13 protein-coding genes and 1 tRNA gene are annotated in these 15023 nt (G+C 66.0%); 8 read left to right on the top strand and 6 right to left on the bottom strand.

Annotated elements, in window-relative coordinates; all coding sequences use genetic code 11:
* Positions 1 to 83: 83 nt before the first annotated feature.
* The 8 genes from ccoN to ccoS are packed head-to-tail and all read left to right on the top strand — an operon-like array spanning position 84 to position 8642.
* Entirely contained in the window at positions 84 to 2489 is a 2406-nt protein-coding gene (gene ccoN, locus RIA68_00755; protein MEQ8315960.1) for a cytochrome-c oxidase, cbb3-type subunit I, read from the top strand.
* Complete coding sequence (locus RIA68_00750) at positions 2489 to 2707, top strand: hypothetical protein (GenBank protein MEQ8315959.1); 219 nt, start codon at positions 2489 to 2491, stop codon at positions 2705 to 2707. The genes ccoN and RIA68_00750 overlap by 1 nt, the downstream gene beginning before the upstream one ends.
* Entirely contained in the window at positions 2700 to 3293 is a 594-nt protein-coding gene (locus RIA68_00745) for a cbb3-type cytochrome c oxidase N-terminal domain-containing protein (protein ID MEQ8315958.1), read from the top strand. The genes RIA68_00750 and RIA68_00745 overlap by 8 nt, the downstream gene beginning before the upstream one ends.
* Positions 3294 to 3314: 21 nt before the next feature.
* Positions 3315 to 4751, top strand: a complete 1437-nt coding sequence (gene ccoG / locus RIA68_00740; GenBank protein ID MEQ8315957.1) for a cytochrome c oxidase accessory protein CcoG — start codon at positions 3315 to 3317, stop codon at positions 4749 to 4751.
* Between the two features lie 2 nt (positions 4752 to 4753).
* Positions 4754 to 5284, top strand: a complete 531-nt coding sequence (locus RIA68_00735; GenBank protein MEQ8315956.1) for a FixH family protein — start codon at positions 4754 to 4756, stop codon at positions 5282 to 5284.
* On the top strand, positions 5281 to 6054 hold the full coding sequence (locus RIA68_00730) for a sulfite exporter TauE/SafE family protein (protein MEQ8315955.1): 774 nt from the start codon (positions 5281 to 5283) through the stop codon (positions 6052 to 6054). Before RIA68_00735 ends, RIA68_00730 begins: the two co-directional genes overlap by 4 nt.
* Positions 6055 to 6057: 3 nt before the next feature.
* Complete coding sequence (locus RIA68_00725) at positions 6058 to 8505, top strand: heavy metal translocating P-type ATPase metal-binding domain-containing protein (GenBank protein MEQ8315954.1); 2448 nt, start codon at positions 6058 to 6060, stop codon at positions 8503 to 8505.
* Positions 8502 to 8642: a cbb3-type cytochrome oxidase assembly protein CcoS gene (gene ccoS / locus RIA68_00720; GenBank protein ID MEQ8315953.1), complete on the top strand. Its 141-nt coding sequence runs from the start codon at positions 8502 to 8504 to the stop codon at positions 8640 to 8642. Before RIA68_00725 ends, ccoS begins: the two co-directional genes overlap by 4 nt.
* A 372-nt stretch (positions 8643 to 9014) precedes the next feature.
* Here the strand turns inward: ccoS and RIA68_00715 are convergent, their stop codons facing one another.
* From RIA68_00715 to RIA68_00690, 6 genes are all read right to left on the bottom strand, one after another.
* Entirely contained in the window at positions 9015 to 10073 is a 1059-nt protein-coding gene (locus RIA68_00715) for a glycoside hydrolase family 3 N-terminal domain-containing protein (protein ID MEQ8315952.1), read from the bottom strand.
* Positions 10070 to 11521 (bottom strand): hypothetical protein, encoded by a 1452-nt coding sequence (locus RIA68_00710; GenBank protein ID MEQ8315951.1) that lies wholly within the window; start codon positions 11519 to 11521, stop codon positions 10070 to 10072. Before RIA68_00710 ends, RIA68_00715 begins: the two co-directional genes overlap by 4 nt.
* On the bottom strand, positions 11515 to 12402 hold the full coding sequence (gene murQ, locus RIA68_00705; protein MEQ8315950.1) for an N-acetylmuramic acid 6-phosphate etherase: 888 nt from the start codon (positions 12400 to 12402) through the stop codon (positions 11515 to 11517). Before murQ ends, RIA68_00710 begins: the two co-directional genes overlap by 7 nt.
* A gap of 23 nt (positions 12403 to 12425) precedes the next feature.
* On the bottom strand, positions 12426 to 13505 hold the full coding sequence (locus RIA68_00700; protein MEQ8315949.1) for an anhydro-N-acetylmuramic acid kinase: 1080 nt from the start codon (positions 13503 to 13505) through the stop codon (positions 12426 to 12428).
* A 96-nt stretch (positions 13506 to 13601) separates the two neighbouring features.
* Positions 13602 to 14828, bottom strand: coding sequence for a hypothetical protein (locus RIA68_00695; GenBank protein ID MEQ8315948.1), 1227 nt, complete (start codon positions 14826 to 14828; stop codon positions 13602 to 13604).
* A gap of 101 nt (positions 14829 to 14929) precedes the next feature.
* A tRNA-Pro gene (locus tag RIA68_00690) sits at positions 14930 to 15003 on the bottom strand.
* Positions 15004 to 15023: the final 20 nt, after the last annotated feature.

Here is a 15023-nt window from a genome sequence, read left to right as displayed (position 1 = left end):
CGTGAAATGCTGTGGGTCAGTGAAAATTCTGATCTGACAAGAGAGTTCCCGGATCACGGCCGGGGAAATCAGGGGATCCACCGATGGCCGATGCAAGCCATGCCTCAGGAGCCGACCTGCCCAACGACGCGGGGGCGGCTTCCACCGCGTCCAAGGGTGCGGCCCACGGAGGCGCCCTCGATCGCTTCAGCTACGACGATGCCATCGTCCGCATGTTCTTCTGGGCCACGCTGGCCTGGGGGCTCGTCGGCCTGCTCGTGGGTGTGGTCATCGCATTCCAATTGGCCATGCCCGAGCTGAACGTGCTGCCGCAGGTTGCGTTCGGCCGGCTGCGACCGCTGCACACGAATGCGGCGATCTTCGCGTTTGCCGGCAATGCCATCTTCGCTGCTGTTTACTACTCCACGCAACGTCTGTGCAAGGCGCGCATGTGGAGCGACAAGCTCAGCAAGCTGCACTTCTGGGGATGGCAGGCGATCATCGTCTCGGCCGCCCTTACTTTGCCCTTCGGCATCACCCAGGGCAAGGAGTACGCCGAGCTCGAGTGGCCCATCGATCTGGCCATCGCGGTCGTGTGGGTCGGCTTCTTTGGCGTCAACTTCTTCATGACGCTGGTCCACCGACGCCAGCGGCACCTTTACGTGGCGCTCTGGTTCTACATCGCCACGATCATCACCGTGGCCGTGCTCCACGTCTTCAACAACCTCTGGATCCCAGTGGGCGTCTACCAGTTCTTCACGACCGGCAAGGTCACGAGCGTCGACGTCGCCCTGAAGAGCTATCCGCTGTATGCCGGCGTGCAAGATGCCTTCATGCAGTGGTGGTACGGCCACAACGCAGTAGCCTTCTTCTTAACCACGCCCTTCCTTGGGCTGATGTACTACTTCATGCCCAAGGCCGCGAATAGGCCGGTCTTCAGCTACAAGCTGAGCATCGTGCACTTCTGGTCGCTGGTGTTCATCTACATCTGGGCGGGTCCGCACCACCTGCACTACACCTCGCTACCCGAGTGGGCCAGCAGCCTGGGCATGCTCTTCAGCGTGATGCTGTGGATGCCCAGCTGGGGTGGCGGCATCAACGGTCTTCTCACCCTGCGCGGCGCATGGCACAAGGTCACCACCGATCCGGTGCTCAAGTTCTTCGTCGTCGGCATCACCTTCTACATGATGGCCACGTTCGAAGGTCCGATGCTGAGCGTCAAGACGGTCAACAGCCTGAGCCATTACACGGACTGGACCATCGCCCACGTGCACAGCGGAACGCTCGGCTGGAACGGATTCATGATCTTTGGCATGGCCTATTGGCTTGCCCCCAGGATCTTCCAGACCAAGGGCCTGTTCAGCGTCAAGCTGGCCAACGCCCACTTCTGGATCAGCACGATCGGCATCGCGCTCTACATCCTCTCGATGTACGCGGCCGGCGTCACCCAAGGACTGATGTGGCGGGCATTCGACAGCCAGGGCACGCTCATGTTCCCCGACTTCCTCGAGACGGTTACTCGCCTCGAGTGGCTGTACTGGATCCGCGCCGGTGGCGGCGTCCTCTACTTCGCCGGCATGGTCATCGGCGTGCTCAACCTCTTCCAGACCTGGCGTATGCGTCCGCCCCAGTACGAGGTCGTCGTGCACGAGGCTGCGCCGCTCGCCCCCTTGAACGAAGACTATCAGCGGGCTGTCAGCCGCCTCAGCGCCAACGTCGAGGCCGGCCACGCCGCCGACCGCTGGCTCCAGGGATTGTGGCACCGGCGCCTTGAGGCACGACCGATCAAGTTCACGATCTGGGTCCTCATCGCGGTCGCCGTCGCGTCGCTCTTCGAGATCATCCCCACTTTCCTGATCAAGAGCAACGTGCCGACTATTTCCACGGTCGAGCCATACACGCCGCTTGAGCTGGCTGGGCGCGACATCTACATCGCCGAGGGTTGCTACAACTGCCACTCTCAGATGATCCGGCCCATCTTCGCCGAAGTGAAGCGGTATGGCGAATACAGCAAGGCCGGCGAATTCATCTACGATCGCCCGTTCCAGTGGGGCAGCCGCCGCATCGGGCCCGACCTCGCACGCGAGGGTGGCCGCCAGAGTTCATGGTGGCACTACGAGCACTTCTACAACGCGCAGGAGTACAACGCCGGCTCGATCATGCCCAGCTACAAGCACCTGTTCAGGCAAGAGCTGGATTTCGAGGGCATCAAGGCTCGTGTCGGCTCGATGGCCATGCTTGGCGTGCCCTATGGCGAAGCCGTCAACAACGCGCCCGAGTTGGCGCGGGAGCAGGCCCGCGCGGTCTCTGATGAGATCTATTCACAATCGAGCGGCACAACGGAAGACGTGAGCGACAAGAAGATCGTCGCGCTCATCGCATACATGCAGCGCCTGGGCGTGGACATCAGCAAGCAACCGGCTCCTGAAGCATCCGCAGGAAGCGATGCCGATGCAGCAGAGGGCGAAGTCGCGTCCGGATCCGAAGACGCAGAAGGAGGCAGCCAGTAATGCTCTCCGACACCGTTCGACACATTGATCTCTCCGTCTGGCCCGAGGCCGCCCTGGTCATCTTTGTTGGCGTGTTCGTGCTCGTCACGCTCCGCACGCTTCGAAACGGTCGGGGCCTGGAGAAGCAGATGGCCGCAGCCGTGCTCGACGAGGGCACACCCGTCTTGATGGATTCGCAGACGCTCGCCGTCGGCGGGAGGGAGCAGGCTCATGGATAAGCAGAACCAAAGCGAGAAGCTCCTGATCCAGGGCCACGAGTACGACGGCATCCAGGAGTTCGACAACCCCACGCCGCTGTGGTGGCACCTGATCTGGCTGTCCACGATGGTGTTCAGCGTGGTGTACTTCTTCGTATCGCTGGAAAGTCCGTGGTTCGTGCATCAGGTCGATCGTCTCGAGGCCGCGCAGCTCGCGGAGACCGAGCGCCTGTTTGGTGAGCTCGGCGACCTGCAAGCCGATGAGGCCACGCTCGTCTCGCTCATGGGCGATGCGCAATGGATGAAATACGGTGACTCCGTCTTCAAGATGCACTGCGCTTCGTGCCACGCCGCGGACGGGGGCGGCGGCATCGGCCCAAACCTGACCGACGACAACTACCTCAACGTCAGCACCATCGAGGACATCCACGCCGTTATCGTCGATGGAGCCAACAACGGGGCGATGCCGGCATGGGGCAACCGCCTGCATCCGAAGGAAGCGGTGCTGCTGAGCTCGTACGTGGCCTCACTTCGCGGCAACAACTCGAACCGCAAGGCAGCCGAGGGCGAGGTCATTCCGCCGTGGCCTGCCGAGGGCGACGGCTGATCCTGGAGAGCTTCGACGACCATGAGCACAACTGCTCCACAGTCCGAACGCGTGCTATCGACGCTCAACGTGGACGGAACGCGTCGCTGGCTGAATCCACGCCCGTCGCCGGGACGCTGGCTGAACCGCCGCCGTGCCGTCGGATATGGTCTCATTGCGCTGTTCGTGACGCTTCCCCACCTCCGCATCGACGGCCGTCCGCCACTGCTCATCAATATCCTCACGCGCGAGTTCACGTTCTTCGGGACGACGCTCTACCCGACCGACACGCTGCTGCTTGCGCTCCTGCTCATCACCATTGCGCTCTCGGTGTTCTTCTTCACAGCGCTCTTCGGGCGCATCTGGTGTGGCTGGGGTTGCCCGCAAACGGTCTACCTCGAGCTGGTGTTCCGTCCGATCGAAAGGTTTTTTGAGGGCGCTCCGGGCGCCAGGAAGAAGCGTTTCGGCGCCGCCGGCGGGTTCCTGAAGTTCGTCGTATTCGTCTTGCTGGCCTTCGGGCTCGCACACACCTTCCTCAGCTACTTCGTGGGTACCGACAACCTGCGGCAGTGGATCCTCGGGTCGCCGCTCGATCATCCCATCGCGTTCGTGGTCATCATCGCCGTCACGGGGGCCATGCTGTTCGACTTTGGCTTCTTCCGCGAGCAGACGTGCATCGTCGCGTGTCCTTACGGCAGGTTCCAAAGCGTGATGCTTGATCGCGACTCACTGGTCGTCGGCTACGACCGGAGGCGCGGAGAGCCGCGTGGCAAGAAGCGCCGGGACGCCAAGCAGCCAGGCGATGTCTCGCTCAAGGTGGTGCACGATGCCACGCACGCAGAGATCGCACCGGAACCTGGTGACTGCATCGACTGCACGATGTGCGTACAGACCTGCCCCACGGGTATCGATATCCGCGACGGTCTCCAGATGGAGTGCGTGAACTGCACGCAGTGCATCGACGCCTGCGATAGCATCATGGACAAGATCGGACGGCCACGCGGGCTCATCCGCTACGCGTCGCAACGCTCGCTCGAGGGCGAAGGTCGACACTGGTTCCGCCCCCGCCTGGTCGCGTATCCGGTCATCATCGCAGTCCTGGTCACGATCATGACCGTCCTGCTGGTCACCCGCGAGTCAGCACTGATCAACGTCATGCGCGGCCCGGGGAGCCCGTTCACCGTGCTCGAAAGCGGCATGGTGGCCAACCCAATCAAGGTCAAGATCCACGACCGCTCCGAGACCGGAGCAACGTACTTCCTCAGCGTCGAGGGTGTCGACGGCGGCCAGATCGACGGCGCCGGTTCGGTCGAACTGCAGGCGGGCGAGATGCTCACCGAGTCGGTCGCGCTCGTCGTCCCGTCCGAGGCCTTCACCACGAGCCGGATTCCGGTTCGCGTCCGCATCCGGTCCGAAGACTTCGACAAGAGCGTGGAGTACATCATGCGAGGCCCGGTCGCCACCGGCGGAGGAAACTGAACGTGGACCCGATCAACGATCCGATCGAAGCCCGCCCGCGGACCGGCCGTGCCTGGCTCTGGCCGCTCGGGGTCGTGGGTGCGCTCGCTATGTCTCTCACCGTTTGCGGTATCACCGTCATGGCAGCCGTGAGTGATCCCAGCTACGCCATCGAAGACGATTACTACCAGAAGGCGGTCGACTGGGACCGGCAGCGCGCGCTGGAAGCCGCGAGCGATGCGCTGGGCTGGGAAGCCATCGTCGACTTCGATCTGAACGCATCGACCATCGCCGTCACGCTGGTGAACGACGAGGGCGTTCCCCTCGAGGGCGCCATCGTCCGGGCCATGACCTTCCACCACGCCCGCCGCAGCGAGGCCCAGGATGTCACCTTCTCGGCCGATGGCCCGGGACGCTACGTCGCCGTCCTCGACCGGCCGCGCGAGGGGCAATGGCAGATCAGGCTGCGCGCCACGCGGTCGGGAGACACCTTCCTTCACACACGCGACGTATTTGCGACTCCCTCGAGCACCCCTCGGAGCGACGCCGCGTGACGCCCTCGCTGGCCACCCTAGCCGCGGTACTGATCGCCAGCTTGGCAGGCAGCCCGCACTGCGCCGGAATGTGCGGCGTGTTCGTTGCCATGGCCTGCGGCATGGAGAAAGGCCGTGCCAAGGCCCATGCCCGGCTGCAGTTCGCGTATCACGGCGGCCGGCTCGTGGGCTATACAACCCTGGGCGTCGTAGCCGGCGCAGTCGGCAGCGCGATCGATCTTGGTGCCAGCGCGGCCGGCCTGCAGCACGCGGCGGCTATCCTCGCCGCTACCACCATGTTGGTCGTCGGTGGCATCTGGCTGCTCCGCGAGGCCGGCGTGCGACTGCCGCACATGCGTACCCCGCCGCTCGTTCGCAAGGCCTTTCGCGGAGGCGTCGCCCGTGCCGACCGCTTCGGACCGGCGGGCCGTGCCCTGGCGATGGGCCTGCTCACCACGCTGCTGCCGTGTGGCTGGCTCTGGGCTTTTGCACTGATCGCAGCCGGTACCGCCTCGCCTTTCTGGGGCGCTGCCGTGATGGCGACGTTCTGGATCGGTACCGTGCCCATCCTCGCCGCGGTCGGCCTTGGCGCGGGGGCGATCCGCACGCGCTTTGGCCCGCGAGTACGCACCGTTGCAGCGTTGGCAATGATCGCCATCGCGACCATCACCGTGGTCCGCGTCTACGGCGCCGACCTCACGGGCCTGACCGCCCGACCGTCGGTCGAGCCCACATCGCTGACCACGATGCCAACGTCGGCGCACTGCCCGCTGTGTACGACGGACGAGTGATCTATGACCGCCATCGCCGCTTCCAGTACCGTGCCCGCCGCGACCACGCGGCAGCCATGCGCACACTGCGGCCTGCCCTCGCCCAGGGGTGAGCGGTTCTGCTGCAACGGGTGCCACACCGCGTACGACGCCATCCGCGCCTGCGGGCTCGACCAGTTCTACGCCCTGAAGGCCCGCCTCGATGACGATCGTGCTCCAGCGGTCGTCGAGGCGGGTACATTCGCGGAACTCGACGACCCAACGTTCATCGCCCGCCACGCGACCGCCATGCCCGAAGGTCTGATGCGCGTCGAGCTCTACGTGCAGGGCGTGCACTGCGCCGCGTGCCTGTGGCTTCTCGAGCGGCTGCCTACCGTCGTTGACGGCCTGCGCAGTGTCGAGCTCGACCTGGCACGACGCACCGCTACGGTCGTCTGGCAGCCGTCGGAGACCCACCTGTCGACCATCGCCCGAGCGTTTAGCAGCTTTGGCTATCCGCCGCATCCGGTCGAACCGTCGGCTGCCCGCGACGCGCGACGGATGGAAGACCGCGCGTACCTCATCCGTATCGGCGTGGCCGCGGCCTGTGCGGGCAACGTCATGCTGCTCGCATTCGCGCTCTACAGCGGCCACTTCGACGCGATCGCCGAACCCTATCGCACGGCGTTCCGCTACCTCAGTGCCGCGATCGGGCTGGTCGCACTCCTGTGGCCGGGCCGCGTGTTCGTAGAGGGTGCCGTTGCGTCACTACGTACGCGCACGTGGCATCTCGACTCGCCGATCGCCCTCGCACTGGTTGCCGGCACCATCGCCGGCTTGTTCGCCGTCGGGCTCGACACCGGTGAGATCTATTTCGATTCCATCACCATGCTCATCTTTCTGCTACTCATCGGCCGCTGGCTTCAGATGCGGCAGCAGCGCCGGGCGGCGGATGCCATCGAAATGCTGTTCTCGATCACGCCCCGTCGGGTCACACTGATCCGCGACGGCCAGCCCACGGACGCCGCCATCGACGCGGTCAAGACCGGCGACCTCGTCGAGGTCTCGCCCCAGAGATGCATCCCGGTCGACGGCATCATCGAGACCGGTTCGACCCACATCGATAGCGCCGTGCTCACCGGCGAGAGCAAACCGCTCGTTGGCATCGTCGGATCGGTGGTCGCCGCCGGCGCCCTGAACCTCTCCAGTACGATCCGCGTTCGTGTGACCGCGACGGGTCGCGAGACGCGCGTCGGCCGCCTGATGGCCGATATCGAGCGGCTCAGCCGCTCCCGAACGCCAGTCATCGGCAGCGCCGACAGGCTCGCCCGGCCGTTCGTGCTCGGCGTCATCGCGCTCTCTGTCGCGTGCTTTCTCATTCGCTTGCCGGCGGGCCTGGACGCTGCGTTCGAATCAACGGTCGCAATGCTGATCGTTTGTTGTCCTTGTGCCGTAGCGTTGGCGACCCCATTGGCGACATCCATGGCGATCGGCCGCCTCGCGGGCCGCGGTACGCTGGTGAAGGGTGGCGACACGTTCGAGACCCTTGCAAGAGCACCCACGCTCGTGCTCGACAAGACCGGCACAATCACCGAGGGAGCGTACCGACTGCGAGACTGGATCGGCGATCCGTCGCTCAAGCCCGCGATCGCCGCCCTGGAAGCGGGCGGACGGCACCCGATTGCACAGGCGCTGGCAGAGTGCGCCGAATTCACCGACCTCGCCGTCGAGAACATCGAGCACCACACCGGTCTGGGCGTCACGGGCACGCTCAGCGGACGATGCCTGGCGGTCGGCTCCTCCCGGCTCATGGCCCAGCGGGGCATTCCCGTCCCCCGATGGGCCGATGATTCCGCAAGCCGTGCACGTGAGGCTGGGCTTACCGCAGTATTCGTTGGCACGTCTGACGGTGTCGGGGCCGTGGCCGTCCTCGGCGACGCACCGCGTGAAGATGCCAGGGCTTCCATCGCCACGTTGCGAGACATGGGCTGGAAGCCACGCGTGCTCTCGGGCGACGATGAGCGCACGGTGAGGGCCGTTGCCCGATCGGTGGGCGTCGAAGACGCGCGTGGTGATGCCCTACCAGAGATCAAACGCGACCGCATCCAGGAATTGAACGAGGATGACGCGACCGTCATGGTCGGCGACGGTGTCAATGATGCGGCCGCACTCGCCACCGCGACCGTCGGGATCGCGGTCCGCGGCGGCGCGGAGGCGTCCATGGCCGCATCCGACGTCTACCTCGGCCGGCCCGGACTATCTCCACTCGTCGATCTGGCGCAGACGAGCCGGGGCGTGATCTCGCGCATCCGCCTTTGTCTGGCGCTGGCGGTCAGCTACAACATCATCGCCGCATCGCTGACGCTGCTGGGCCTGATGTCTCCGATCGTTGCCGCCATCATCATGCCGGCGAGTTCGCTCACCGTCTTGGCCATCGCGCTCGGCGCTGGCCGGTCCAAGCCCCAGGCAAGCCACACGGAGGCCACGCCATGAGCGTCCTGTTCATCGTCCTGCCCATCGCCCTCGTGCTCGCGACGGCCGCGGTCTGGGGTTTCGTCTGGATGGTCCGTTCCGGTCAATGCGACGATCTCGACACGCCAGCCTCGCGCGTGCTTATTGACGAAGACTGACCCCGCGCAGAGGGACTTTCATCGGCTCGCTTGGGAAGCACGGCAGTCGCCCCAACACGCGGACCGGGGATCGACATGCTAAGTCGTCCTCTCTGCACGTAGGCACTGGCTCCCCCAGGCCGGCCTTCTTTTGTGCACAAGACTTGGCATGGCATGCCCATACAGACGTGCCGTGCGACGAATGAGCAGGCGACTCCCTATGCATTGCTCTATAAGCAACGCGCAAGAGCGACCCCGGGGACAGAGTAGATCGCAGCAACATCCCCGCAAGATCACGGACGGATGTGAGCGCAAGTTGGTGTTCTTCCCGGAAGCCTCACGCGGCGCATCGACGCTTTCCGCTTGGTCCTTCCTTCGACGATCACCCGCGACTCACTCGTAAGGCGTCGATCCCCGGTTCGTGCTCGATCGGGGCTCTGCCAGAAGCCGCACGCGTTCGAGCGACCGGGCAGCCCGGGCCTCGAGGCTTCCGAGTTCCGTCGCCAACGCCTCCATCGCTCGAACGACATCGGGCGCGTACTCGCCCCTGGCCGAATTGCAGGCGTGCACGAATACGTCCGCGCCAGCCTCGAACGCAAGGCGGATTGTCTCCCGGAGCGACCAACGCGCTCGCACTCCCTCCATGTCCAAGGCGTCGGTGAACACGGGACCGGTGAATCCGAGCTCGTCACGGAGCAGCCCCGTCGTGATGGACCGCGACAGTGAGGCCGGGCGGTCTACATCGAATTGGGACAGTATCAGATGCCCTGTCATTACGCCGACGTTCTCGTCCAGAAGCACGCGGTAGGGCGCCAGCTCTCGCTCGCGGTCCCAACTCTTCGAGACGTCGACGAGATCATGGTGGGAATCGGTCGACGCGGACCCGTGTCCGGGAAAGTGCTTGAGCACGCAACCGACACCCGTCGCTTGATGTGCACGCACCACACGGAGGGCGCATGCCGCGACTTCCGCTGGTTCATCCGAGTACGCACGATCGAGCGCCCCGATCACCGGCGAGGCGGGATTGATGTTCACGTCAACGCACGGTGCGAAGTTCAGGTCGACCCCTGCCTCGGCCAACGCGCGCGCCATCTCCTGCGATCGTTCTGACTGCTCCCCTACCGCCAGCACTGCATGTGCACGCGCCGAGGGCCAGCCTTTGAAGCCATGCGCACAAGACAAGCGCTGCACACGGCCACCCTCCTGGTCGATCGCGACCAGCGCGCCGTTGCCGAGGCGCGCGCGTATGTGCTCCGTGAGCGCCCGGACCTGTCCAGGAGATCGAACGTTCCGTTCTGCGCCGGTGGCGACGTCGCGGTCGAAGAGGATCACCATACGCACCCCTGCGTGCGCACAGGCGTCCAGGTCCTCTTCCAGCTTAGCGTCGCCCGGCGTCGCGCCGCGGATCCCGAGCATGGTCATCGCCCCGAGTTGGCGCAGTGCGGCGCTCATCGCTTCGGACCCCAGGCGAGCGAGCAGACGGCAAGGCTCACGAGGAACCCACCGAGCATGCGCCACCCCAGCGACGGGGTGGGATCAACGACGAACTGCAGCACGACGACAGTAGCCGCGCCGCAGACCAACGCGCACAGGATGGACAGCGCGCTGCCGCGCTCGAGCAGAAGCGTCGACACGAAGACACCCAGGAGCCCCGCGTACGCATAGATCATCACGCCAAGCGCGAAGGGGATCAGCCCCTCGTCCTTTCCGCCTTCGACGAGAACAAACACGCACGCCATCACGATCAACGCCGAGCCGCAGAGCGCGTTGACGATGCGGGCGGTCCGAGCGTCGGTGTCCTTCTTGCCGAAGCCGAAGTCCACCACCACCGAGCTCGACATCGCGTTGAGGGCCGAATCGGTGCTGCTCATCGCGGCTGCGAAGAGGCCGGCAATCAAGAGGCCCCGCAGGCCCGTGGGTAGGTCGTCAAGGATAAAGGCAAGGTACACGCCGCGCGTGTCGCCCTCGACCACCGCGCCGCCCGAGGCGTCGCGCACGAAGAGTAACAGTCCTACGCACAGGAACAGCCCCACGACGAGCGTCCCCAGCAGGCTCGATGCGACGAGCGACCACGCCGCTCGCGGGGCGCTCCGACAGGTGAGGAGGCGTTGCGCGATGTCCTGGTCCGTGCCGAACGCCGCGGCGTTGAAGAGCGTCAGCCCCAGCAGCACGGCCCACAGCGTGAATGGAGCGCCCAGATCCCACGACAGGTCGATCAGCACGAGCTTGTCGCCCGTCGGATCGGCCTCGGCGATCGCGCTCGGCAGGTCGCTCGGTGCGACGCCGATCTGCCCCACCAGCACCCAGATGCTGGCGACCACCGCGACGACCATCACCAACGCCTGGAGCGCGTCGGTCCAGATGACCGCCTTGATGCCGCCCCACGAGGTGTAGATGAGCGCCAGCGTCCCCAGCGCGGCCACGCAGGCCAGCAGGTGGCCGGTCGCCAGGTCGCCGAACACGATGAGGCTGCACGGCACCGCCGCGATGTAGAGCCGCGAGCCGCTCGCGAGCAGGCGCCCGAACAGAAACGCTGCGGCGCAGGACTTCTGCGCGAGCACGCCGTGCCGTGCGCCGATGGGCTCGTACACGGTCGTCGCGTTGGCCGCGTAGAACTTCGGCAGCAGCAGCCACGCGACCAGAACCGCTCCGAGCACCGACGCAATCGACGCCGACAGGTACGTCAGGTCCGACGCGTACGACTGCTGCGGCCCGCCGATGAAGGTCGCGCCCGAGACCGACGTCGCGACGACTGAGACCGCGATCGCCCATGCCGGAACCCGCCGATCGCCCGTGTATATCGACTCGGCGGTTCGGACTCGGCGGGCGGCGAGCCAGCCGATCGCCAGTACCGCAAGCGCGTACGCCGCAAAGACCACGCCGTCGAGCACCGTCAGCACGATGGACCCCGTTCCAGCGCGTCCCGCAGCGATCCGTCCGAGGCCTCGAGCAATGCCTCCGCCTCGGCTCGCGGAATCCCCAGCGAACGCATGACGACCGCGGTCTTCACGCGACCGCCCGCCTCGTCGAGCAGTACGAACGCTTCGTCGCGCGATCCGCCGACCAGGCGCACCACGATCCGAGCCGCCCGGTCGCGAAGCTTATCGTTCGTGGCGCTGACGTCGACCATGAGCCCGTCGTACACCTTGCCCAGGCGCACCATGAGGGCGGTCGAGATCATGTTGAGCGTCAGCTTCGTCGCGGTCCCCGCCTTCAGGCGCGTCGAACCCGCCAGTACTTCCGGCCCGGTCTCGAGGCGGATCACGTGGTCCGCGACGTGGCCCTCGGGTACGTCGGCGCACGTCACCAGCCCGGTCAGCGCACCCCGCGACCGCGCGATCTCGATCGCTCCGATCGGATAGGGCGTGGTCCCGCCCGCCGTCAGCCCGATGACCGTGTCGAGTTCGCCCACGCCGAGTCGGTCGAACTCTGCCCGAGCGCCCTGCAGGTCGTCCTCGAGCGACTCGCTCGATCGGCGCAACGCGGCATCGCCGCCCGCGATGATCCCGACAACACGCGATGGGTCAACCAGGAACGTGGGCGGACACTCGGAGGCGTCGAGCACGCCCAGGCGCCCCGACGTTCCGGCACCGACATAAACCAGGCGACCGCCCGCTCGAAACCGTGGAACGACCTCATCGACCAGCGCCGCGATACGCGCCGTCTGGGCCTTCACAGCACGCACGGCGTGCTCGTCTTCCTCGGCCATGAGCGCGAGCAGATCCTTTGTCGGCAGCGCATCCATGCCCACGGCACGCGGGTGGACACGCTCGGTCGGCACGCTTGAGCGGTCTGGCGGCAATCTCACGGTCGTACCCCGATCCACGCGCCCTCGGCCACGAGGTCCTCCCGCCGCCCGGTGATAGCTCTCTGCGTGTACACGACATTGTCGAGCGCGAGCAGGCCAAGTACTGCGATGCACGTCGCCTCGCGTTGGTGTGCACCCACGCCGAGTGCGTCGGTGAACCGGCACGCACCTGCGGCAGCCTCGATGGAGCGCACGAGCGCCGCGTTTCGAACTCCACCGCCGGCGAGCACCGCAACGCCCTCTGAACGTGCCCGTTCACCGATCACGGTACCGACCGCATGGGCGGCGCTGGCCAAGAGATCGCGTCCATCCAGCGAATCGTACCGGTCTACCCACGCCCCACATTCGTCGCCGGTGCCTAGTGAGCGATCACCGGACGACTGCGCACGGAGTATGTCACGCAGCGTGCCCACGGCTTCGTCATCGGGCCGACCCGCCAGGGCCGCTCGCCCGTCCTCGTCGTACGCCTTTCCCAATGCTCGTCTGGCGCACGCGTCGAGCACTTGGTTGCAGGCGCATACGTCGGACCCTCGTACGCCGTCGGGCCTCGACGCAGCCGGTAGCGTCGTGATGTTGCAGAACCCGCCGAGGTTCACGATCGCGCGATCCTCGTCTTCGGACCGAAACAGCACCCAGTCCGCGATGGGGGTAATCGGGGCACCCTGTCCGCCCGCTGCAAGGTCGGCGCCACGCAGATCGTACAGCACCGGACAGCCCAGTCGCCGCGCGACGGGCCACGGGTTGATGAGCTGCAGCGATACTGGAGGCTTGTGGACGATCGTCTGACCAGGCAGGACGCATACCGCCGGCTCGACGCCAGCGCCGTCGAGCATGTCTCCTAACACCCGAGCATGCAGTCCACCGAAGTCCAGCGCAAGCCGCGCGAATTCTCCGGCGTTGATCGGGGCCCCAGTCGCTGCCGCACGTAGTCCATCAACGAGATCGCCGAGCCCGGCACTCACGTATCCGGCCGTGCGAACGCGGAGGTCCAGTCCCTTGCCCTCCGCCTCGACGAGGGCGGCGTCCAGCCCGTCCAGGCTGGTCCCGGTCATGCAGCCGATCGCGTAACGCACCATCGACACACTATCGGCGAGCGACCCGACCCGATCCCCAGAAGCTGGTCCCCTAGCTGATCGCTCATCGGGTGCCCCGAGATCGGTAGGGCCCTCCTGCTAGTTCAGGCCGAACACGTCGTCCCATCGCTCCTTGCCCATCCACTTGGGCGGGACGCGCTCGGTGCGATCGACCTGAAGGTGGTCCGCGTCGAAGTGGATTACCAGCGTGAAAGGCTCTTCGGCGTCGATGTCGTACTCCCACGTGCCCCGACGCCCGAAGCGGAGCTGGTCGGGGTGGCCGATGGTTTCGAGGATCTCGCGGGGCTTCATACCCGGCCGTAGGAGGTCGACGCGCTCGGCTCGCGGCGCGGGCAGGTTGACTCCGATGGCGTGGCCGCCCGAGATCTGCACGCCCGAGGGCGCCGCCGGCGTTTCGCCCAGCCGCCTGAGCCCCAACTGGGCCACGCGCCGCAGCGTGAACTCGCGCTGCTGGAACGGGTTGATGCCGCCCTCGTACTTGCCGTCGATGTCCCACCAGCCACCCGAAGACCCGACGTACGTGCACTTCTCAAGCTCGAGCAAGTGCAGCACGACCCGACGGTCTTCGGCCCGCAGCAGCATGGCCAGGGCGGCCGAGACTTCTCCGGCGCTGACCGGTGGCTCGACCGGCTTGCCCTCGACCACGCGGCGTGCGCCGCACAGTGCCTCGAGATCTTCGACGGCGACGCGCAGTGTCTCACGGGCCGCCGCGAGGACCGACTCTTCGAGCTGCGCCCCGGCCGCACCGCCGAGCCGGACGTACTCACCCTTCGCGAGGTCCATCACCAGGCGTCGGCCCCAGCCCGTCGTGATGACAAACAACGTGCGGTCCTCGACCGTCACGAACGTCCAACTCGACCCCGAGGACCATATCGGCCCCGCAGTCGATTGATGCACGTACTGCTGCGCCTCGGCCTCGGGAAACTGGTCGAGGATGGAGTCCCTCGCCTTGACGGCGCCCGTGTCCTTGTCGAGCACCATGAGCTCGTGCCGCGCGTTCCACACGACCACCCATCCGTCGTCGTGCACGAACGCGCGGATGGGCGATGGCTCGCCGACGCCCTGCTTGTGGCTCCAGAGCCTCTTGCCATCGGAGACTCGCGTGAGCACGTACGTGAAGTCTCGCGCAAACGGCCGGGGACGCTCGCCCGCGTTGTCGGGAGACGTCGCATCGAGCCGGACAACGTTTCCTGCCGATGCCACGTGTTGATCGAGGTAGAACCGATCCGTCTTCGCGGTCGCCGGGCGGGCGAGCACGAGGCCTGCCATCAGGGCCAGGGCGATCCAGGCAAAGACGCGTTCCATGACGGCTCCCTCCTGCACCACTTGGTCTAGTGGTGCATGCTGCCTTGGAACGAGTATCGCGTGCGTCTCGATTCGTGCGGGCCGCGGCGCGTGGGATCGAATCAGGGTGACAGGATTTGAACCTGCGACTTCCTGCTCCCAAAGCAGGTGCTCTACCAAGCTGAGCTACACCCTGGCCTTCCAACTGTAGACCGA

Source organism: Phycisphaerales bacterium, from assembly GCA_040217175.1.
Taxonomy (GTDB): domain Bacteria; phylum Planctomycetota; class Phycisphaerae; order Phycisphaerales; family UBA1924; genus JAHCJI01.
This window is presented reverse-complemented; position numbering and strand designations above follow the sequence as displayed.

Excerpts from the sequence above, each read along its gene's own strand:
- ccoN (MEQ8315960.1), top strand. The coding sequence starts at position 84 with ATGGCCGATGCAAGCCATGCCTCAGGAGCCGACCTGCCCAACGACGCG.
- RIA68_00750 (MEQ8315959.1), top strand. The coding sequence starts at position 2,489 with ATGCTCTCCGACACCGTTCGACACATTGATCTCTCCGTCTGGCCCGAG.
- RIA68_00745 (MEQ8315958.1), top strand. The coding sequence starts at position 2,700 with ATGGATAAGCAGAACCAAAGCGAGAAGCTCCTGATCCAGGGCCACGAG.
- ccoG (MEQ8315957.1), top strand. The coding sequence starts at position 3,315 with ATGAGCACAACTGCTCCACAGTCCGAACGCGTGCTATCGACGCTCAAC.
- RIA68_00725 (MEQ8315954.1), top strand. The coding sequence starts at position 6,058 with ATGACCGCCATCGCCGCTTCCAGTACCGTGCCCGCCGCGACCACGCGG.
- ccoS (MEQ8315953.1), top strand. The coding sequence starts at position 8,502 with ATGAGCGTCCTGTTCATCGTCCTGCCCATCGCCCTCGTGCTCGCGACG.
- RIA68_00715 (MEQ8315952.1), bottom strand. The coding sequence starts at position 10,073 with ATGAGCGCCGCACTGCGCCAACTCGGGGCGATGACCATGCTCGGGATC.
- RIA68_00700 (MEQ8315949.1), bottom strand. The coding sequence starts at position 13,505 with ATGGTGCGTTACGCGATCGGCTGCATGACCGGGACCAGCCTGGACGGG.
- RIA68_00695 (MEQ8315948.1), bottom strand. The coding sequence starts at position 14,828 with ATGGAACGCGTCTTTGCCTGGATCGCCCTGGCCCTGATGGCAGGCCTC.